Genomic DNA, 19,872 nt, shown 5'->3' on the forward strand with positions numbered 1-19,872 from the left:
CCATGGCGGCAGGGGCAAGTCACGCGTCAGGGCTTATCCGGGGGCGCGGTCACGTTGCGGTCACGGCCTTCGCTTTTGGCCTGGTACAGGGCCTTGTCTGCGCGCTCCAGCGTGTGGTTCAGGCCTGTCACGGTTTCATGTACTGCCAGGCCGGCCGAGAACTTCACGCGCAGATTGGGCACGGTGTCGGTCACGGTGCAGTTGGCCAGGGTCTGGCGCAGCCGCTCCAGCGCGATCAGGGCTTTTTCCGCGTTGGTGTTGGGCAGCAGGAAGATGAACTCTTCGCCACCCCAACGGGCGATGATGTCGGTTTCACGCAGCACGATGCCGGCGGCGTTGGCAAAGGCCATCAGGGCCTGGTCACCCACCTTGTGGCCGTACTGGTCGTTGACGCGCTTGAAGTGGTCCAGGTCCACCAGCACCACCGTGAAACGCTCGCCATAGCGGTCAAAGCGCTTGACGGCGTCTTCCAGTTTGTCCTGCATGAAGCGGCGGTTGTACAGGCCCGTGAGCACATCATGCGTGGCCATTTGCTGGACTTGCTCCAGCGCGACACGCAGGTCCCGGCGCTGAGCGGCCAGGCGGTTGCGCCATGAAGAGATCTGGTAGGCCGAGAAGATCAGGGTGGGTACGGTCCCCAGCAGCAACTCGAAGCGCAACAACTCCAGGTCTGGCGGGTAGTAAGCAGGGTCGATGTGGGCCAGGATGCCCATGCTCAGTCCCAGCAGCAACATGGCCAGTACCCCGATCTGGACGGACTGCTTGGGGGTGTGCGTGTACATGCCGAACACCATGACCAGCGCGATCAGCACCAGCACCACGCCCCGGTCGTGCGGGGCAATGGCCGTGTAGGCAAACGCGATGGCCAGCAGCGCGAACACGTTCTGCGGCAGCATCAGCGTCGGGTCCTTGAGGTGCTTGGTCTTGCCAAAGCGCACCAGGGAATAGAACAGCACGTAGGCGGGCATGCTCGTGGCCCACAGCAGCTTGGGGGCAAACGGCCGCATGAGGTTGATTTCGGCGGCGTAGTACGCGGCGCTGCAGCAGATGGCGTACATGATGGCGCACAGCAGGATGGCCGCAGTGCGTGCGCGGGTGGCGCGGTCAGGGCCAAAGACCAGGTTGACCATCCGGCCAACGGCTTCGACGATCGGGTCGTGGGCCGGTGCAGGCGGCGAGAACTGTGTCATGACAGGACCTCCCCCGATACGGCCTGGGGTGCAGCCAGGGGCTTGAGTTCGGCGCCAGCGAGCAGGCAGCGGTTGCGGCCCTGGTGCTTGGCGTCATACAGCGCCTGGTCGGCCCGCTCGATGAGGTGTTCCAGCGTTTCGCCTGGCAGGGCTTGCGCCAGGCCGGCCGAGAAGGTGATCCGAAGCTGCGGGTAGCCGGGGAAGTTCAGCGTCTCGACCGATTGGCGCAGCCGCTCGATGGCGATCATGGCTTCGGCCGATGCGATGGTGGGCAGCATGATCAGGAACTCTTCGCCGCCCCAGCGCGAGAACTTGTCGACCTGCCTGATCTGGCCCTGGGTGTGCTGTGCCACACCCCGCAGGACGGCGTCGCCAGCATGGTGGCCAAAGTGGTCGTTGACGTGCTTGAAATGGTCGATATCGATCAGTGCCACGCACAGCGGTGCCCCGGTGCGCTCGATCAAGCGCAGCTCGGTCTCGGCCAGGTCGGTCATCATGCGGCGGTTCAGGGCGCCGGTGAGCATGTCGGTGGTGGCCATCTGCTTGACGGTGTCCACGGCCTCTTGCAGCTCACGGGCCTGGCGGCCGATGCGCACGCGGATGTCGCTCACCCATTTGCCGATCAGCGACAGCGTCAGCAAGGTGGAGCCGCCGACCACGAAATGCGTCCAGGCTGACGAGCCATTGCCGCCCAAGGTGTTGGTCATCGTCATGGCGACGATGCTGATCCCCAGCGACACGATCGTGAACACGCCCAGCATCAGCACCTGCATGGGCCGCAACCGGAACATGGCCAGCACGATGGTCTGGGCGATGAGGATCATCACATTGCCGCGGTTTTCGCCGAGCTGAACGTAGGCCGCGATGCACAAGGCGATGGACACCAGCGCGTGCGGGAAGGTCAGGACCGGGTCGCCAAAGCGCTGTGACCAGCCGGAGCGCACCAGCGCAAACACGACCAGGAAGGTGATCACGCTGGCTGCCGTCAGCTCCTGCGCCGTGCGCATGTCCAGCAGGCCCAGGTGAACCGAGTGCATGATCACCCCGAGGTTCACGATGTAGGGCTGCAGGGTCAATACGACGAGCAGGACGTGGCGACGCCGGTGCGGTTCAACGCCCAGCAAAAGGTTCGACAACACTTGCAGCCAGAGAGGTTTGTTCATCAAAGCTCGACAGGTTTGACGGTCTATCGGCATTGTGTGGAAAAGCTTGACCCTTGGGTCGGCTCAGTGTCAGGGGGCGGGCGCCAGAAAGTGCGTGGGGATTTCCCGCTATCCAAAATCTTCAAGGGCGCCCAGCCGATGGGGGCAGGTAGCGCTGGTCTGAATAGGTCAGCATCCATTCAGGCTTGAAAGCCACGAAGATGGCGGTGAGCATGCCCGTGCTGATGGCCTCGCCCCAGCCCAGCAGCCAGTGCGCGAGCATCCATTCTTCGAAGTCGATGGTGTCGGGCTTGTGCTGGGCGAAGGTGGCCAGGTAGCCCGTGGCCGTGACGGCCAGCGCCGTGGCCATGAAGCCCCGGCCAAGGATGTAGACAAACAGGTGTTTGGGGAGCCAGCGGCGCACGGCCAGGCCCAGCAACAAGGCCAGGGTGGCGGGGATCACGCCCAGCCAGACAATGTGGGTGACCAGGGCGTCCGGATCCGGCCAGGCACGGGTTTGAATGAGCTTGGCTGCCAGCCCGATCGGCAGGAGGCTCCACATGGCCAGTGGCCAGCCGAACATCAGGACCAGCAGGCAGGCGCCGCTGACATGCAAGGCCAGGCCGTTGGGCAGGAGGTGCTCGGTCCACCAGACCCAGGGCAGCAGCACCATGGCGCCGATCCAGGGGTTTTGCAGCGGCGCATGCCGCAATGGCAGCCAGGGCTTGAAGAGCAGGGCCAGGCCAAGGGCCGTCAACAGCACGGCCCAGTCCAGCCATGCCGGCAGGTTAGCCATGGGCCTGTTCCGCTCGCAGGCGATCAGCCCAGCAGGCCCGTTTCGGCGTTGTGCTGAGGCAGGTCTACCTTCGGGGCGGGCTTCCAGCCCTTTTTGCGGTGCTCGACCACGACGTTCGTGTAGATGCCGCCGCGCACATACCACTTGGCCGTGATGCGTACATAACGTGGGTTGATGGCTTTGACGATGTCCGTGAGGATGTCGTTGGTGACCTTTTCGTGGAAGGCGCCGTCATTGCGGTAGCTCCACATGTACATCTTCAGGCTCTTGAGCTCGATGCACAGCTTGTCGGCGATGCAGTCGATGGTGAAGTGCGCGAAGTCGGGTTGGCCGGTCAGGGGGCAGAAGCAGGTGAACTCGGGCACCTGGAACTGGATGACATAGTCGCGCTGGGGCGCTGGGTTGGGGAAGACGTCCAGCGTGCGCGAGGGGGCCGAAGGGGGTGTCGCGGGCTTGGCGCGTTCGCCGATGGCCAGGGCGCCAGCCTTGGCTGCAGTCTTGTTTTTTGCGCTGACGTTGGCGCTGACCAGGGTGTCGGCAGCGGAGGCAGCAGGGGCTTTCTTGGCCATGGCGGACTACTTATCGGTAAGGGGGAAATCGGCAAAAGTGCAATGTTATCATCTTTGGTTGATCCTGGCCTGTTTTGGTGCGGGTTTTGTCAAACAAATCAATGACTTAGCGGATTTTTGGGGGCGCGAGTCCCGGGCCGACATCAAGCATGCGACTGAATTCGATCAAGCTGTCTGGCTTCAAGTCATTCGCCGAACCGACCCATTTCCAGCTGCCTGGGCAGCTGGTGGGCGTGGTGGGGCCCAATGGTTGCGGCAAATCCAACATCATGGACGCGGTGCGCTGGGTGCTGGGCGAGTCCAAGGCCTCCGAATTGCGTGGCGAGTCCATGCAGGACGTGATCTTCAACGGCTCGGGCAACCGCAAGCCGGCCAGTCGCTCCAGCGTGGAACTGGTGTTCAGCAATGAAGACGCCCGTGCGGGCGGCCAATGGAACCAGTTTGCCGAGATCGCCGTCAAGCGCGTGCTGACCCGCGACGGCAACTCCAGCTACTTCATCAACAACCAGCCAGTGCGCCGCCGCGACGTGCAGGACGTGTTCCTGTGCACCGGCCTGGGCCCGCGTGCCTACGCGATCATCGGCCAGGGCACCATCAGCCGGATCATCGAATCCAAGCCTGAAGAGCTGCGCCTGTTCCTGGAAGAAGCCGCTGGCGTCTCCAAGTACAAGGAGCGCCGCCGCGAGACCGAGAACCGCCTCAAGGACACTCGCGAAAACCTCACGCGTGTCGAAGACATCCTGCGCGAGCTCAACAACAACCTAGACAAGCTCGAAAAGCAGGCCGAGGTGGCCACGCGCTATCACGGCCTGCAAGAGCAGGGCACCCTGAAGCTGCACCAGTTGTGGTTCCTCAAGCACCGCGATGCCGCGACGGAAGAAACGCGCATCAAGCAGGCCGTGCTGGAGGCCACCAATGCGCTGGAAGGGCGCATGGCCGAGTTGCGCGCGGTGGAGGCCGAGCTGGAGCATGTGCGCCAGGACCACTACGCCGTCAGCGATGAATTGCACACCGCGCAAGGCGTGCTGGCCGAAGCCAATCTGGAGGTCAGCCGCCTGGAAGAGCGCATCCGCTATGTGGTGGAAGGCCGCCAGCGTGTCGAGCAGCGCCTGGCCGAGCTGAAAGGCCAGAACGACCAGTGGGCCGAGCGCAAGGCGGCAGCCGAGTTCGAGCTGGAAGAGCTGGCCGAGAAAATGATGGCCACCGAAGAGCAGGCCGAGATCCTGGCCGCTCAGGCCGAGGAGCTGGCGGGCAACATCCCGACCTTCGAGGACGCCGTTCGCGCTGCCACCACCCGCGCCAACGAGCAGCGTGGCGTGGCCGGGCAGGTGCAGCAGCAGATCCAGTTGCTGGCCGCCGAGTCACGCAACATCGATGACCAGTCCCGCCAGTTGAACCTGCGCCGCGAGCGCCTGGCCACCGAGCGCCAGGGCCTGGCTGCCAGCGACGATGCCCGCCTGATCGACCTGCGTCGCCAACTGGCTTCGGGCCAGGAAGAGCTGGCGGTGTTCGAGGCCCAGCTTGGCGAGTTGACCGAGACCGTGCCCGAGCTGGATGAGGCCCGCAAAGCCGCGCACAACGACAGCAGCGCCCAATCTGCCAAGCAGTCCGAACTGGCCGCCAAGCTGGAGGCCCTGCGTGCCTTGCAGGAAAAGGTGCAAACCGAAGGCAAGCTCAAGCCCTGGCTGGCCAAGCATGGCCTGGACAGCCTGCAGGGCCTGTGGACGCGGGTGCACATCGAGACGGGTTGGGAAAACGCGCTGGAGTCGGCCCTGCGCGAGCGCCTGTCTGCCCTGGAAGTCGGCCGTGTCGAGACGGTGCGCGCCTTCGAGAACGACGCGCCACCTGCCAAGCTGGCCTTCTACAGCCTGCCGCAGGCCGGCATCCAGAACACGCACCACACGCTGCCCCGCCTGTCGGATCTGCTGCGCCTGAATGACCAGGGCCTCAAGGCCTTGATGAACGACTGGCTGGAGGGCGTCTACACGGCGGCCAATCTGGAAGAGGCGCTGGCCAACCGTGGCAAGCTCACCCATGGCGAGGTCATCATGACCAAGGGCGGCCACGCGGTCAGCCAGTTCGCCGTGAGCTTTTATGCACCTGATTCCGAGCAAGCCGGCATGCTGGCGCGCGCCCAGGAAATCGAGAACCTCGAAAAGCAGTTGCGCGCGCAGTCACTGATTGCCGAGGATGCACGCGCGGCCATGATTCGCGCCGAAGCCGCTTACACCGATGGTGCCCAGCGCCTGGCCACCTCCCGCCGGGACACCAGCGAGATCCAGCAGCGCACACACCAGTTGCAGGTCGAGGTGCTTCGCCTCACGCAACAAGCCGAGCAGACCAATGCCCGGCGCGGCCAGATCGAAGAAGAACTGGCCGAGATCGACGCCCAACTGGGTGACTTGCAAGAGCGCCGCGCCACCGGTGAGGCTCGCTTTGAAGAGCTGGACATCAGCCTGGGTGAAGCCCAGGAAAAGCACGCCCTGCTCGAAGAAGGCGTGATCGAGGCCGAGCGCAAGCTCAACCAGGCTCGCGAGCAATCACGCGCCCTGGAGCGCCAGGCCCAGGAGGCCCAGTTCAGCGCACGCACCATGGCCGCACGCCGGGGCGAGTTGCAGCGCGGCATCGAAACCGCCGCCCAGCAGATCCAGGCCAACGAGGCGTCTGCCGCGCAATTGCAGGAAGAGCACGCCCGCCTGAGCGACACCACCTCGCAGACCGGCCTGGACGACGCCCTGGCCGTCAAGCTGGAAAAGGAAGGCTTGCTGCTGCAGACACGCAACCGTTACGAGGACCTGTCGGCCCAGTTGCGCCGTGCGGACGAGCAACGCATGGCCTTCGAGCGCAGCCTGCAGCCCCTGCGTGACGAGATCACCAAGCTGCAACTGGAGCAACAGGCCGCCACGCTGGGTGGTGCCCAGTTCATGGAGCAACTGACCGCTGCCGAGGTCGACCTGGAGGCCCTGGCCGCCGGCATCGAACGCGATGGCGTCAAGCTCTACGGCCTGCAAACCGAGATCGACCGCATCCAGCGCGAGATCAATGCCTTGGGCGCCGTCAACCTGGCCGCCCTGGACGAACTCACCGCTGCCCGCGAGCGCAAGACCTTCCTGGACTCTCAAATGGCCGATCTGATGGACGCCATCAACACCCTGGAAGACGCCATCCACAAGATCGACCTGGAAACACGCGATCTGCTGGGTGCCACCTTCAACACCGTCAACGAGCACTTTGGCCGCATGTTCCCCAGCCTGTTTGGTGGGGGCGCGGCCAAGCTGGTCATGACGGGCGACGAAATCCTGGACGCTGGCGTGCAGGTCATGGCCCATCCACCCGGCAAGAAGAACAGCACGATCCATTTGCTGTCCGGCGGTGAAAAAGCCCTGACTGCGATCGCGCTGGTGTTCGCCATCTTCCAACTCAACCCCGCCCCGTTCTGCCTGCTCGACGAAGTGGATGCACCGCTGGACGACGCCAACACCGAGCGCTACGCCCGACTGGTCAAGAGCATGTCCAGCGGCACCCAGTTCCTGTTCATCTCCCACAACAAGATTGCCATGGAGATGGCCGAGCAACTGATCGGTGTGACCATGCAGGAACAAGGCGTGTCCCGCATCGTGGCGGTGGACATGGAAGCCGCGTTGGGCATGGCCCACGCTGCTTGAGGATCAAATCAACATGAACAATTCATTGACCCTGTACCTGGCCATCCTGGGGGGTGGCGTGCTGGCCGCCGTGGTGGCACACGGTGCCTGGACGGCCCGCAAGGCCGCCGCCCGGCAACCCAAGCGTGCGACGCTGGAGCCGATGGATGGCAGCGCCCGCCCTGGTGATGCCTCGTCCCGCAGCGCGATGGACGACATCCCCACCCAGCCCATGGACGAGGTGCCTGGCGCGGCAAGCAAGCCCAGCATGCCACCTGTGAGGCGCACGGGCCCCAGGCTGGATGCCCTGGTCGACGCCATCGTCACGATCAGCATCGACGCCCCCATGAGTGGCGACCACATTTTGTTGCATGTGCCCACCACGCGCCGCGCCGGCAGCAAGCCCATGCTGATCGAAGCCCTGCGCACCGATTGCGGTGAGTGGGAGCAGCCTCAAGCCGGTGTGACCTACAGCGAGTTGCAGGCCGGCGTGCTGCTGGCCAACCGCACCGGTGGCCTCAACGAAATCGAGTATTCCGAGTTCGTGCAGAAGATCCAGACGATGGCCGATGCCCTGGGTGCGTCGCTGGAGGCCCCTGACATGCTGGACGTCGTGGCCCGTGCCAAGGAACTGGATGCCTTCGCGGGTGCCCATGATGCGCAACTGGCCCTGCGCCTGCATGCACGTGGCAGCGCCTGGTCCTTGGGCTATGTGACCCAGCAGGCCTCGCGCCATGGCTTCCTGCCTGGTGCCTTGCCTGGCCGCCTGGTGCTGCCTTCGCCCGAGGAAGGCGCTCCGCCCATCCTGACCTTGGTCTTTGACGCCCAAGCCGCGTTTGCCGAAGACCAGGAGCAGGCCACCTTGCGCGAGCTGGTGCTGTCTTTCGACGTGCCCCAAACGGCCGTAGAACAGCAACCCTTCAAGGCCTGGTGTGCCGCCGGCGAGGCGCTGGCCATGGCCATGGACGCCACCATGGCGGATGATCAGGGCCACCCGTTCACCACGGCGGCCTTCGCCTCGATCGAGGGCGAGCTGGGCAAGCTCTACGAAGCCTTGGCCGCACGTGATCTGGCTGCTGGCGCACCATCCACGCGCCGCCTGTTCAGCTGAAGCGGAGCCCGGCATGAGCCAGTCTGATCTGTTTGGTGCGCCGCCCAGCGGCACACCAGCCGAGCTGTCGCCCGCGCAACAGGCGGCCAGCCTGCGCGAGCAGCTGCATGTCCATGCGCACCGCTATTACGTGCTGGATGATCCGCAGATCCCGGATGCCGAGTACGACCGCCTGTTCCAGGCCTTGCAGGCACTGGAAGAAGCGCATCCCGAACTGCGTACCCCGGACTCGCCCACCCAGCGTGTGCTGGGCAAGGTGCTCGATGGCTTCACGCCCGTCAGGCACGCGGTGCCCATGCTGTCGATCCGGACCGAGACGGACACGCAAGCCAGCGGCGCAGAGGCCTTTGATGCCCGCGTGCGGCGCGAACTGGGCCTGACCGAAGAAGCTCCACCGGTGGAATACGCCGCCGAGCTGAAGTTTGATGGCCTGGCCATCAACCTGCGCTATGAACACGGTGTGCTGGTGCAAGCCGCCACGCGCGGTGATGGCGAGCAAGGCGAAGACGTCACGCAGAACATCCGCACCATTGGCCAGATCCCTCTCAAGCTCAAAGGCGTGGTCAACGGCGCTGCACCCGAGGTGCTGGAAGTGCGTGGCGAGGTCTACATGCGCCGCGACGATTTCGAAGCGCTCAACGAGCGTCAGCGCCAGCAAGGTGACAAGACCTTCGTGAACCCGCGCAACGCCGCGGCCGGTGCCGTGCGCCAGCTTGATCCGGCCATTGCCGCCAAGCGCCCTTTGAGCTTCTTTGCCTATGGCCTGGGCGAGGTCAAAGGCTGGGATGTGCCACCCACGCACAGCGGCCTGCTGGATGCCTTGGCCGAGATGGGCATGCCCGTCTGCGCCGAGCGCACCGTGGCACAAGGTGCATCCGGGCCGCATGGCCTGGTGGCCTTCCATCAAGCCATTGGCCAGCGCCGCGACCAGCTGCCCTTTGACATCGACGGCGTGGTCTACAAGGTCAACAGCCGCGAGCTGCAGGAGCGCCTGGGCTTCGTGACCCGCGAGCCCCGTTGGGCCGTGGCGCACAAGTACCCCGCTCAAGAGCAGCTCACCCAGGTCGAGGGCATCGACATCCAGGTTGGCCGCACCGGCAAGCTCACACCCGTGGCCCGCCTCAAGCCCGTGTTCGTGGGCGGGGTCACCGTCACCAACGCGACCTTGCACAACCTGTTCGAGTTGCGCCGCAAGCGCGTCAGGGTAGGGGACACGGTCATCGTGCGCCGCGCCGGTGATGTGATCCCCGAAGTGGTCGGTGTGGTGGGCGAGGCCCGCGCCAGTTACGTGCCCAACTTCCGCATGCCCGGCAACTGCCCGGTCTGTGGCAGCACCGTGGTGCGCGAGCCCGGCGAGGTGGACCACCGTTGCACCGGCGGCCTGTTCTGCGCCGCGCAACGCAAGCAGGCGCTGCTGCACTTCGCACAGCGCCGTGCCGTGGAGATCGAAGGCCTGGGCGACAAGCTGGTTGACCAACTCGTGGACAGTGGCCTGGTGCGCACCTTGCCTGAACTCTACAAGCTGGGCTTGCTCAAGCTGGCCGCGCTGGACCGCATGGCCGACAAGAGCGCGCAAAACATCGTCAATGCGCTGGAGAAGAGCAAGACCACGACCTTGCCGCGCTTCCTGTTTGGCCTGGGCATCCGGCACGTGGGTGAGGCCACTGCCAAGGACCTGGCACGCCACTTCGGTGGCATCGACCGCGTCATGGACGCCAGCGTCGAGCAACTGCTGGCCGTGCGCGATGTGGGCCCGGTGGTGGCCAAGAGCATCCGCACTTTTTTTGACCAGCCTCACAACCGCGAGGTGGTGGAGCAGTTGCGCGCAGCCGGTGTCACCTGGCCCGAGCACGAGCCCTCGGCCGAGGCCGATGCGGCGTCCTTGCCGCTGTCCGGCAAGACGCTGGTGTTGACGGGCACCTTGCCTACCTTGTCTCGCGATGAGGCCAAGGCCATGATCGAGGCGGCGGGCGGCAAGGTGGCGGGGTCCGTGTCCAAGAAGACGCACTACGTCATCGCGGGTGAAGAAGCCGGCAGCAAGCTGGAAAAAGCCCAAAGCCTGGGCGTGCCCGTGCTGGATGAGGCTGGCCTGTTGGCTTTGCTGGCGCAGATGGCAGGTGATGCACCTCAGGCAGATCACGGTACAACAAGCTGAAGGGCGGAGGAGCCATGGCCATTTGCGAGATCCTGAAGATGGGCGACCCCAGGCTGCTCAAGGTGGCCAGCCAGGTTGAGGCCTTCGACACCTCCGATTTGCACGACCTGATTGCCGACCTCAAGGACACGATGGCTGCCGCGCAAGGGGCAGGCCTGGCCGCACCGCAGATCGGTGTGGACCTGGCCGTGGTGGTTTTTGGTTTTGGCCGCAGCCAGCGCTACCCGGACGCGCCGCCCGTGCCCGAGACGGTGCTGATCAACCCGGTCATCACACCCTTGTCCGACGAGGAAGAAAACGGCTGGGAGGGCTGCCTCTCCGTGCCGGGTTTGCGCGGTGTGGTGCCGCGTTTTGCGCGCATCCGCTACACGGGCTTCGATCAGTACGGCCAGCGCATCGACCGGGAGGCGGAGGGCTTTCATGCCCGTGTGGTGCAACACGAATGCGATCACCTGATCGGCAAGCTCTACCCCATGCGCGTGCGCGACTTCAGGCTGTTCGGCTACACGTCCGTGTTGTTTCCTGAACTGGACGCCCAGGCCGACGACTGATGCCCGGTGGCGCTATCGTCGATATCATGCATTGTTGGGCCTGACGGGCTGGTAGGCGCAAGCCTGCAGCACCTCCAGCGGCACCACTTCCAGCGCCTTTTCGTGCGTGCAGTCCAGCACCACGGGCGGCGCGACGCCAGCGTTCCAGGCCTGCAGCCATCGCGTCGCACAGACACACCAGCGGTCGCCAGGCTTCAGCCCAGGGAAGCGCCATTCGGGGCGGGGGGTGACAAGGTCGTTGCCCTGGCTCAGCGCGTAGCTCAAAAACTCCTGGGTAACACGGGCGCAGATCACGTGCAGGCCTTCGTCCTCACCCCGGGTGCGGCAGCAGCCGTCACGGAAGAAACCGGTCAGCGGGGCGAACGAGCAGGCCCGTAAAGGCCCCCCCAGTACATTGCGTCCGGAGGTCAGTTCGATGCTCATGGTACGGCCAGGGTCTTTGATGGGCTCAGATGGGCTCAAGCACGAGATAGCAACTCTCGATGGCGCGAATGCGGTGCACGCCCGTCTGCGGTACATGGGGGCCATGATGACGCGCCAGCCAGGCGCTGCCCCGGTAAAGCACTTCGGCTGTGCCATCAGGCGCCCAGCCGACCACGCTGACTTCCTCACCGACATCCAGGTGGCCCAGCCCCGTCGTGGTGTAGCCCTCGGTGTCAATGGGCCCCCGCTTGAGCAGGTGCCGGTGCCAGGCCATCACACCGCCACCACCAATGGCCGCTGCAACCAGCAATTGCACATCCTGAGGCAGGTGTGCCCAGGCGCACAAGGCCGCGGCGGCGGCGCCAAAAGCCAGAATCAGAAGGTAAAGCGAACTCGTCAGCATTTCCAAGCTGACAAAGAACCCTGCAACGATCCACCAAAGAGTCGACTCGCTCATTCCGCGTTCACTCCTTTCGGGAGGTGAGTTTAAGTCCTGAAACTGCCCCTTGAACATCCCTGCCGGGTTTCCCCCGAAAACTTGTTCGCCAGATCAAACAAACGGGCCTCCGAAACCCCTAAACTTCGCGGACTTTTTTGATTTCCGCCATTTCCGAGTCCGCCTCGCACCTCAAGGGTTTCTGGCCATGCTGCGTTTCCGTTTTCCCATCGTCATCATTGATGAAGATTTCCGCTCCGAAAACACCTCCGGACTTGGCATCCGGGCGCTGGCCGAGGCCATCGAAAAAGAGGGTTTTGAAGTCCTTGGCGTGACCAGTTACGGGGACCTGGCCCAGTTCGCCCAGCAGCAAAGCCGTGCCTCCGCCTTCATCCTGTCGATCGACGACGAGGAGTTCACCCCCGGGCCCGAGCTGGATCCGGCCGTGCTGAACCTGCGCAAGTTCATCGAGCAGATCCGCTTCAAGAACGCCGACATCCCGATTTACCTGTACGGCGAGACGCGCACCTCCGAGCACATCCCCAACGACATCCTGCGCGAACTGCATGGCTTCATCCACATGTTCGAGGACACGCCCGAGTTCGTGGCGCGTCACATCATCCGCGAAGCCAAGAGCTACCTCGATGGCCTGGCCCCGCCTTTCTTCAAGGCGCTGATGGACTATGCGCAGGATGGCTCCTACTCCTGGCACTGCCCGGGGCACTCTGGCGGTGTCGCGTTCCTCAAGAGCCCCGTGGGGCAGATGTTCCACCAGTTCTATGGCGAGAACATGCTGCGCGCCGACGTGTGCAACGCCGTGGAAGAACTCGGCCAGTTGCTGGACCACACCGGCCCGGTCTACGAGTCCGAGAAGAACGCCGCGCGCATCTTCAATGCCGACCACTGCTTCTTTGTCACCAACGGCACATCCACGTCCAACAAGATGGTGTGGCACCACACTGTGGCACCCGGCGACATCGTCGTGGTGGACCGCAACTGCCACAAGTCCATCCTGCACAGCATCATCATGACCGGGGCCATCCCCGTGTTCATGACGCCCACGCGCAACCACTACGGCATCATCGGTCCGATCCCCAAGAGCGAGTTCGAGCCGGCCACCATCCGCAAGAAGATCGCTGCCAACCCTTTGCTCAAGGGCGTGGACCCCAAGAAGGCCAAGCCGCGCATCATGACGCTCACGCAGAGCACCTATGACGGCGTGCTCTACAACACCGAGGCCATCAAGGCCACGCTGGACGGCTGGATCGACAACCTGCACTTCGATGAAGCCTGGCTGCCGCACGCCGCCTTCCACAAGTTCTATGGCATGTACCACGCCATGGGCAAGGGCCGTGCGCGCCCCAAGGAGGCGGTGGTGTACTCCACCCAATCCATCCACAAGCTGTTGGCCGGCATCTCGCAGGCCTCGCATGTGCTGGTGCAGGATTCGCAGAACGTCAAGCTGGACCGCAACCTCTTCAACGAGGCCTACCTGATGCACACCTCCACCTCGCCACAGTACGCGATCATCGCGTCGTGCGATGTGGCGGCGGCCATGATGGAAGAGCCTGGCGGTACCGCCCTGGTCGAAGAGAGCATCAAGGAGGCGCTGGACTTCCGCCGCGCCATGCGCAAGGTCGACAAGGAGTACGGCAAGGACTGGTGGTTCAAGGTCTGGGGCCCGGACAAGATCGCCGCCGACGACATCGGCAAACCCGAGGACTGGGTGCTCAAGGCCAATGAGAAGTGGCACGGCTTCGGTAACCTGGCTGAAGGCTTCAACATGCTGGACCCGATCAAGTCCACCATCATCACGCCGGGCCTGGATGTGTCGGGCAAGTTTGCCAAGACCGGTATCCCTGCGTCCATCGTCACCAAGTACCTGGCCGAGCACGGCGTGGTGGTCGAGAAGACGGGCCTGTACTCCTTCTTCATCATGTTCACCATCGGCATCACCAAGGGCCGCTGGAACACGATGTTGACGGCGCTGCAGCAGTTCAAGGATGACTACGACCGCAACCAGCCGCTGTGGCGCGTGGTGCCCGAGTTCTGCAAGAAGTACCCGCGCTACGAGCGCATGGGCCTCAAGGACCTGTGCCAGAGCGTGCATGAGGCCTATGCCAAGGGTGACATCGCCCGACTGACGACCGAGGTCTACCTGTCGGGCCTGGAGCCTGCGATGAAGCCTTCGGATGCCTACGCATGCATCGCCCGCCGCCAGACCGAGCGTGTGGACATCGAGAAGCTGGAAGGCCGCATCACCACGGCCTTGCTGACGCCTTACCCGCCTGGCATCCCGCTGCTGATCCCTGGTGAGCGCTTCAACAAGAAGATCGTGGACTTCCTGAAGTTCGCGCGTGACTTCAACGCAGCCTTCCCGGGCTTCGCCACGGACGTTCATGGCCTGGTGGCCGAAGAGCTGCCAGGTGGCGGCGTGCGCTACTACGTGGATTGCGTGGCCGCAGACTGATCGGGCCCGTGCCGCTCAACTTCGCAGGTTGAGCGCACCAGCCTGGCGGCCGGTGTTCGCGCCCAGTTGGACCTGGGCACTGCCACGGCAGAACTTGCTGCGCATGTCCTGCACCATTTCAGTCAGGATGGGTGCGTCCTTGGTCTGGTCGCGGTAGCGTGTGAGCATCATGTCGGCCAGGTCCAGCAGCTTGGCGTTCAGCGTCTTGGTGCCATGCACCAGCAGGGTCTTGACGCCATCACCGGGTGCGTTGTTTCTGGCTTGCTCCATGGCTCTTTCCGCATGGTCCACGATGGCCTTGTAGGCCACGTGCACGATGTCGTCGTACGGCTTGTAGCGGGCCACGGACATGGCCAGCAGGTCCGTCGAGGGCTTGGAGATGCAAAAGCGTGATGCGAGCCGTTGAACCCAGAGCTCGGCATCCGGCAGCTCCAGCTCGTTGTTGCGCAAGCGGGTGAGCAGGCCCAGCATGTTGCCCGCGGCCTCGAAATCGAAGTCGGGCATCTCGAAGTCGGCCACCATCTCCTTGACCAGGCGCACCACCTCGGCCACCTGGCGCTGCAGCATCAAGGCCAGCACGGTGACCAGGCTGGTCATGCGGCGCAGGCGCCCGCTGTTGGCCTGCTTTTCATAGGCGTGCTGCAAGTTGACCAGGCAGCGCTGCACGCCTTTGTAATCCTTCTGCTCGAAACGGATCTGAGCCAGCATGACCAGGCTCTGGAAGTCGAACATCTTGGATGACACGCCCAGGCTGGTGGCGCGCTCCAGGCTGCGGGCCGCCTCGTCGTTGCGGCCCAGGTAGTAGGCGAGCATGCCGACCTTCTGCAAGCGGCTGATCGACGAGGGGGTGATCTCGGCCGCGTGCTGGTAGGTCTCATAGGCATCGTCAAACGAGCCTGCCTGCAACTGGGCGCGGCCCATCACGTCATAGGCATCGGCAAAGGTGGGGTTCTCTGACAGCAGGCTCTCCAGCGTGCGGCGGGCAGGCTGGGCGTGGCCGCCGTCGAGCTGGGCGCGGGCAATGCCCAGCCGAGCCCAGGGCAAGGCCTTGGTCTGGTCGATTGCCTGAAACAGCTTGCGGGCTTCTTCGTGCCGACCCAGGCGCAGCAGCAGCTCGCCCCCGATGCGCGCGGCGTAGACCCAGTACTCGTCGCGATGGGCAAAGCGCTGCAGACACAGCTCTGCGGCAATGCCGAACTCTTCCCGCTCGATGGCCTCGAAGATGCTGCCCAGCACCACCTTGCGGTGACGTGCCATGTGCAGGCGCTGGGCCAGCGTGTTGGAGTTGTGCGGCTTGAGCAGGTAGCTGTCCAGTGCGGACTCGGCCGCTTCTGCCACCTTCACGTAAGAGGCCTCGCCCGTGATCATCACGAACACGGTGGAGTAGGGCAGGAGCTGGGCCCGGCGCAGGTCGTCCAGCAGGTCGGAGCCGGTCATCTTGCTGTCGTCGAAGTGGTAGTCGCACAGCACGACGTCGTAGGCCTGTGTCTCCAGTGCCCGCCTGGCATCGCTGATCTTGGCAGCCTGGGTGATGGTATGTAGCCCCAGATCGGCCAGCATCGCGCGCAGGATGCTGCGCGAGGTCTGGTTCGTGTCGATGATCAAGGCGCGGCACGTGCTCAGGTCGCCCACCGGCATACCAGCGGGCTGCTTGATTTGCGAGACGAAGGCAGGGAGGCTCATGATGTGCCCGACTTTCCCACTTTATCGTCGGGGGTATCCGCGAAAAAGTGAGACCATGACATCATAAATGTCAGGGTAGCCAGAGTTCAAAGCGCGCGCCACCCTCAGGGCGGTTGCGCAACGCGATGCGCCCCTGGCGGTCGCCAGAGCGGTGCGCCTGGGCCACGGCCTTGCACAGATCCGTGCCCAATCCTGTTGACGCGGACGAAGGGTCGGTGGCGCCCAGGCCTGGGCCGTCATCGTCAATGGTGAAGACGAGGAAGCCGTCCTCCTGGCGCAAGCTGAGGGTGACTTCCTCGCGCGCGAAGCGGCTGGCATTGTGCAGCGCCGCGTCCAGCGCCATGTGTACCAGGCGTTGGTCAAAGTACCAGTAAGGCGGGGCGTTCTCGGCCACCTGCATGGCCACGCGCGGCGCCTTGGGCAGACTCAGTCTGCGGATCTGCCCTGCGCGATACAGCTGCTCCAGCAAGTCCTTGGGGGACTCGTCCTCGCAGTGCGTGTGCATGCCGTCCGCTGCACCATAGACCGTCAGGAACTGCACGAACTGGCGGCGCAACTCGGTGCAGCGCATGTAGGCGCTGTGTGCCATGGCGGGGGAGGGGTCATCGATCAGCGCCTCCAGCTCACCCTCCAGCGACCCCAAGGCGTTCTTGAGGTCGTGGGCGATCAGGGCAAAGGAGGCGGCTTCCATGGTGGCTTCAGATCTGGGCGGGCTGGGTTTGCAGCGCACCCATGGTTTCGCGGAAGTAGCGGCGCATCATGACCACCCGGTCGTTGGCTGGCATCAGCTTTTCCAGGCGGGTGAGGTAGAGCTGCACACGGTCGATCATCTCGTCGTTGTGCTCCTTCTTGAGGCGCAGGGCCATGCAGTTGAGCTGGGCTGCCTGCAGCAAGACACCGGTGTTTTCAGGGTAGGCCTGCACGGCATTCTCGATGGCACGCACCGCATCGTCAATCTTGCTGTCTCTGAACAGCTTGCGCGCATCCTGGACCTTGCTCTCCAGCAGGGCAGAGCCGCCTTCCACGATGTCGCCGACTTTGTCTTCGTGGCCGGTCTCGCGCAAGGTGTTGGCCACCATCTGCTTGATGCGTGGGTTTTCGTGGTCGGCGCTGACGGTGCTGCTCAGCAAGGCAAGCCCAGCCTCCACATTGCCGCTCATCAGCTCGGCCTTGGCCAGGGCGACGGAGGCGAAGTCTGCTCGGCCTTTCTGCATGGTTGCGCGGGCTTTTTCCAGCAGTTTCTGGGCTTCATCGGGCCGGCCGGCTTTGGACTCGGCCTGGGCCTGGATGGCCAAAGCCACGTTGCCGAAAGCCGGGTTGGTCTGGTTGGCCGGTGCGGCGTCTTTCAGCACCTTGATGGCATCGGCCGATTCGCCAAGGTCCACCATGGCCTGGGCCAGCATGAGCGTGTCCTGCACCTGGGCCACGACCGAGCCTCGGGTGGCCTTGGTGGCTTTCTGGAGCATGGTTTTGGCGGTGTCCAGGTCACCGTTGCGGTAGGCGCTCTCGCCCGCGACGCGCTGCCTGCGCGCCGATGGGACGATGCTGGCCGCATCACGCAGGACCCACATGGCGGCCTGCGGGTCGCCTTGCGCCTCCAGGGCTTCGGCCACCACGTCATAGGCGGCCACGTTCTTTTCGCCCTCGCGAGACTGGATGATCTGTTGCGCGAGTTTCTTGGCCTCCTCGAACTGGCCGGCAGCTTTATGGGCGCGGGCCAGGCCGAGTTGAGCCCACACCAGCTCAGGGCGCTTTTCCAGCGCCGACAGGTAGATGTTCTTGGCCTCGTCGTTCTTGCCCAGCTTGAGCAAGGTCTGGCCTTTGATCTGCAGGGCCTGCATGAACCAGCGGTTTTGCTGGGCCAGCAACTTGTCGCATTCAAGCAGGACACCAGGTAGATCGTCCTTGCTTTGCTTTTGCGAGATCGGTAGCAGTGCCGCGCGCTTTTCAAGCTGGACCTGAAGGCGGTTGCCAATGTCCGATGCGGTGGTGGGCTTGAGCAGGTAGGCGTCGGGGTGATGCTCTGTTGCGGAGGCCACGGAGGCGTAGCTGCTCTCGGCCGTGATCATGAAGAACAGGCAGTCGGCTGGCAGCAAGCTGTTGTCGCGCAGGAATTCAAGCAGTTGCTGGCCGTCGGTCTTCTGGTTGAGGTTGAAGTCGCACAGGATCAGGTTGTAGCGGCGCTGCTTGATGAGCCTGGTTGCGTCCTCGGCGTTGCTGGCAATGTCCACCTTGGAGATGCCCAGCATGGTCAGGTGGCCACGCAGCGTGGACTGCTGAACCGGCATGTCGTCCACGATCAGGGCCTGGATATTGGAAAAGTCGGTGGTCTGAATGGCCATGGCGTTCTACTCGGCATGCGTCAACCCTGATCCTTTGTGGACCAGCACATTTCGCATTTCGGCACGACTTTGCACAAACTTGAGGCAGATGACCGAAAACCCATGGCCGGAAATGGAAAAGGCACCCGAAGGTGCCTTTGAATGCTGCCCATACCGGTGCGGCTGGAGCGGGCTTATTTGAAGATGTTCTTCACGCGGTCCGTCCAGCTTTTGGAGTTGGGCGAGTGTTTCTCGCCCCCTTTGCGGAAGGATTCATCCAGCTCCTTGAGCAGCTTGCGCTGGTGCTCGGTGAGCTTGACCGGCGTCTCCACCGAGATGTGGCAGTACAGGTCGCCCGGGTAGCTGGAGCGGATGCCCTTGATGCCCTTGCCACGCAGGCGGAAGGTCTTGCCGTGCTGCGTGCCTTCGGGAATCTCGATTTCCGCCTTGCCGCCCAGGGTGGGCACCTCAATGTTGCCACCCAGCGCGGCCGAGGTCAGCGGGACCGGCACCGAGCAGTGCAGGTCGTCGCCGTCACGCTCGAAGATGTCGTGCTGCTTGATGCGGATCTCGATGTACAGGTCGCCAGGAGGGCCGCCATTGGTGCCCGGCTCGCCGTTGCCAGCCGAGCGGATGCGCATGCCCTCGTTGATGCCTGCCGGGATCTTGACCTCCAGCGTCTTGGTCTTCTTGACCCGGCCCTGGCCATTGCAGGCCGTGCAGGGATCGGGGATGACCTTGCCGGTGCCCTGGCAGTGCGGGCAGGATTGCTGCACGCTGAAGAAGCCCTGGCGCATGTGGACGGTGCCCGAGCCATTGCAGGTCGGGCAGGTCTTGGCGCTGGTGCCGGGTTTGGCGCCAGAACCGTGGCAGATGCCGCATTCGTCCCAGGCGGGGATGCGGATCTGGGTGTCCTTGCCGGCGGCGGCTTCTTCCAGCGTGATTTCCATCGCGTAGGAGAGGTCGCTGCCGCGGTAGACCTGAGGGCCACCACCGCCACCACCACGGCGGCCACCGCCGCCCTGGCCGAAGATGTCGCCAAAGATGTCACCGAAGGCATCGGCGAAACCGCCAAAGCCTTCAGGGCCACCACGGCCGCCGCCCATGTTCGGGTCGACGCCGGCGTGGCCGTACTGGTCGTAGGCCGCCTTCTTCTTGGGGTCCGAGAGCATCTCGTAGGCCTCTTTGACCTCCTTGAACTTCTCTTCGGCTTCCTTGGCCTTGTCCCCCTGATTGCGGTCAGGGTGGAACTTCATGGCCAGCTTGCGGTAGGCCTTCTTGATGTCTTCGTCGGACGCACCCTTGGTGAGCCCGAGGACTTCGTAAAAATCGCGTTTTGCCATGATCTTGATGTCCAGATCCGACAAAGGCACAGGGCGTG

General features: G+C 64.0%; 15 protein-coding genes. 5 read left to right on the forward strand and 10 right to left on the reverse strand.

Annotated features, from left to right (window positions below):
* Window positions 1-26 precede the first annotated feature (26 nt).
* From HY019_RS14585 to queF, 4 genes are all read right to left on the reverse strand, one after another.
* The gene (locus HY019_RS14585) at window positions 27-1,190 is read right to left on the reverse strand and encodes a GGDEF domain-containing protein (protein WP_290693373.1); all 1,164 of its coding nucleotides are present in this window, start codon (window positions 1,188-1,190) and stop codon (window positions 27-29) included.
* Complete coding sequence (locus HY019_RS14590; RefSeq protein ID WP_290693376.1) at window positions 1,187-2,353, reverse strand: GGDEF domain-containing protein; 1,167 nt, start codon at window positions 2,351-2,353, stop codon at window positions 1,187-1,189. Before HY019_RS14590 ends, HY019_RS14585 begins: the two co-directional genes overlap by 4 nt.
* Before the next feature lie 121 nt (window positions 2,354-2,474).
* The gene (locus tag HY019_RS14595; protein ID WP_290693379.1) at window positions 2,475-3,128 is read right to left on the reverse strand and encodes an energy-coupling factor ABC transporter permease; all 654 of its coding nucleotides are present in this window, start codon (window positions 3,126-3,128) and stop codon (window positions 2,475-2,477) included.
* Window positions 3,129-3,151: 23 nt separating this feature from the next.
* On the reverse strand, window positions 3,152-3,604 hold the full coding sequence (gene queF, locus HY019_RS14600; RefSeq protein WP_290694217.1) for a preQ(1) synthase: 453 nt from the start codon (window positions 3,602-3,604) through the stop codon (window positions 3,152-3,154).
* 242 nt (window positions 3,605-3,846) lie between these two features.
* On the opposite strand from queF, the gene smc reads away from it, so the two are divergent.
* From smc to def, 4 genes are read left to right on the forward strand one after another with little or no spacing between them, the layout of a single operon-like run.
* Window positions 3,847-7,362, forward strand: coding sequence for a chromosome segregation protein SMC (gene smc, locus HY019_RS14605; protein ID WP_290693382.1), 3,516 nt, complete (start codon window positions 3,847-3,849; stop codon window positions 7,360-7,362).
* 13 nt (window positions 7,363-7,375) lie between these two features.
* Entirely contained in the window at window positions 7,376-8,452 is a 1,077-nt protein-coding gene (locus tag HY019_RS14610; RefSeq protein WP_290693385.1) for a cell division protein FtsZ, read from the forward strand.
* Window positions 8,453-8,465: 13 nt separating this feature from the next.
* On the forward strand, window positions 8,466-10,607 hold the full coding sequence (gene ligA / locus HY019_RS14615; RefSeq protein WP_290693388.1) for an NAD-dependent DNA ligase LigA: 2,142 nt from the start codon (window positions 8,466-8,468) through the stop codon (window positions 10,605-10,607).
* A 14-nt stretch (window positions 10,608-10,621) separates the two neighbouring features.
* Window positions 10,622-11,158, forward strand: a complete 537-nt coding sequence (gene def / locus HY019_RS14620; protein WP_290693390.1) for a peptide deformylase — start codon at window positions 10,622-10,624, stop codon at window positions 11,156-11,158.
* Window positions 11,159-11,182: 24 nt separating this feature from the next.
* Here the strand turns inward: def and HY019_RS14625 are convergent, their stop codons facing one another.
* Both HY019_RS14625 and HY019_RS14630 read right to left on the reverse strand, forming a co-directional pair.
* Window positions 11,183-11,581 (reverse strand): DUF2237 domain-containing protein, encoded by a 399-nt coding sequence (locus tag HY019_RS14625; protein ID WP_290693392.1) that lies wholly within the window; start codon window positions 11,579-11,581, stop codon window positions 11,183-11,185.
* A gap of 25 nt (window positions 11,582-11,606) precedes the next feature.
* On the reverse strand, window positions 11,607-12,038 hold the full coding sequence (locus HY019_RS14630; RefSeq protein ID WP_290693394.1) for an NfeD family protein: 432 nt from the start codon (window positions 12,036-12,038) through the stop codon (window positions 11,607-11,609).
* 187 nt (window positions 12,039-12,225) lie between these two features.
* Between HY019_RS14630 and HY019_RS14635 the strand changes: the two genes are divergently transcribed.
* Complete coding sequence (locus HY019_RS14635) at window positions 12,226-14,487, forward strand: arginine/lysine/ornithine decarboxylase (protein ID WP_290693397.1); 2,262 nt, start codon at window positions 12,226-12,228, stop codon at window positions 14,485-14,487.
* A 15-nt stretch (window positions 14,488-14,502) separates the two neighbouring features.
* On the opposite strand, the gene HY019_RS14640 is transcribed toward HY019_RS14635, so the two are convergent.
* The 4 genes from HY019_RS14640 to dnaJ form a co-directional block, all read right to left on the reverse strand.
* Window positions 14,503-16,170, reverse strand: a complete 1,668-nt coding sequence (locus HY019_RS14640; protein WP_290693400.1) for a response regulator — start codon at window positions 16,168-16,170, stop codon at window positions 14,503-14,505.
* A gap of 70 nt (window positions 16,171-16,240) precedes the next feature.
* A complete protein-coding gene (locus HY019_RS14645) occupies window positions 16,241-16,861 on the reverse strand; it encodes a HAMP domain-containing sensor histidine kinase (RefSeq protein ID WP_290693402.1) in 621 nt (206 codons plus the stop codon).
* A gap of 7 nt (window positions 16,862-16,868) precedes the next feature.
* Window positions 16,869-18,512 carry a tetratricopeptide repeat-containing response regulator gene (locus HY019_RS14650; protein ID WP_290693404.1) on the reverse strand — a complete coding sequence of 548 codons (1,644 nt, stop codon included), beginning with the start codon at window positions 18,510-18,512 and terminating at the stop codon, window positions 16,869-16,871.
* Between the two features lie 173 nt (window positions 18,513-18,685).
* A complete protein-coding gene (dnaJ, locus tag HY019_RS14655) occupies window positions 18,686-19,834 on the reverse strand; it encodes a molecular chaperone DnaJ (protein WP_290693407.1) in 1,149 nt (382 codons plus the stop codon).
* Window positions 19,835-19,872 lie beyond the last annotated feature (38 nt).

It is taken from the genome of Aquabacterium sp., assembly GCF_016195855.1.
GTDB lineage: Bacteria > Pseudomonadota > Gammaproteobacteria > Burkholderiales > Burkholderiaceae_C > Aquabacterium.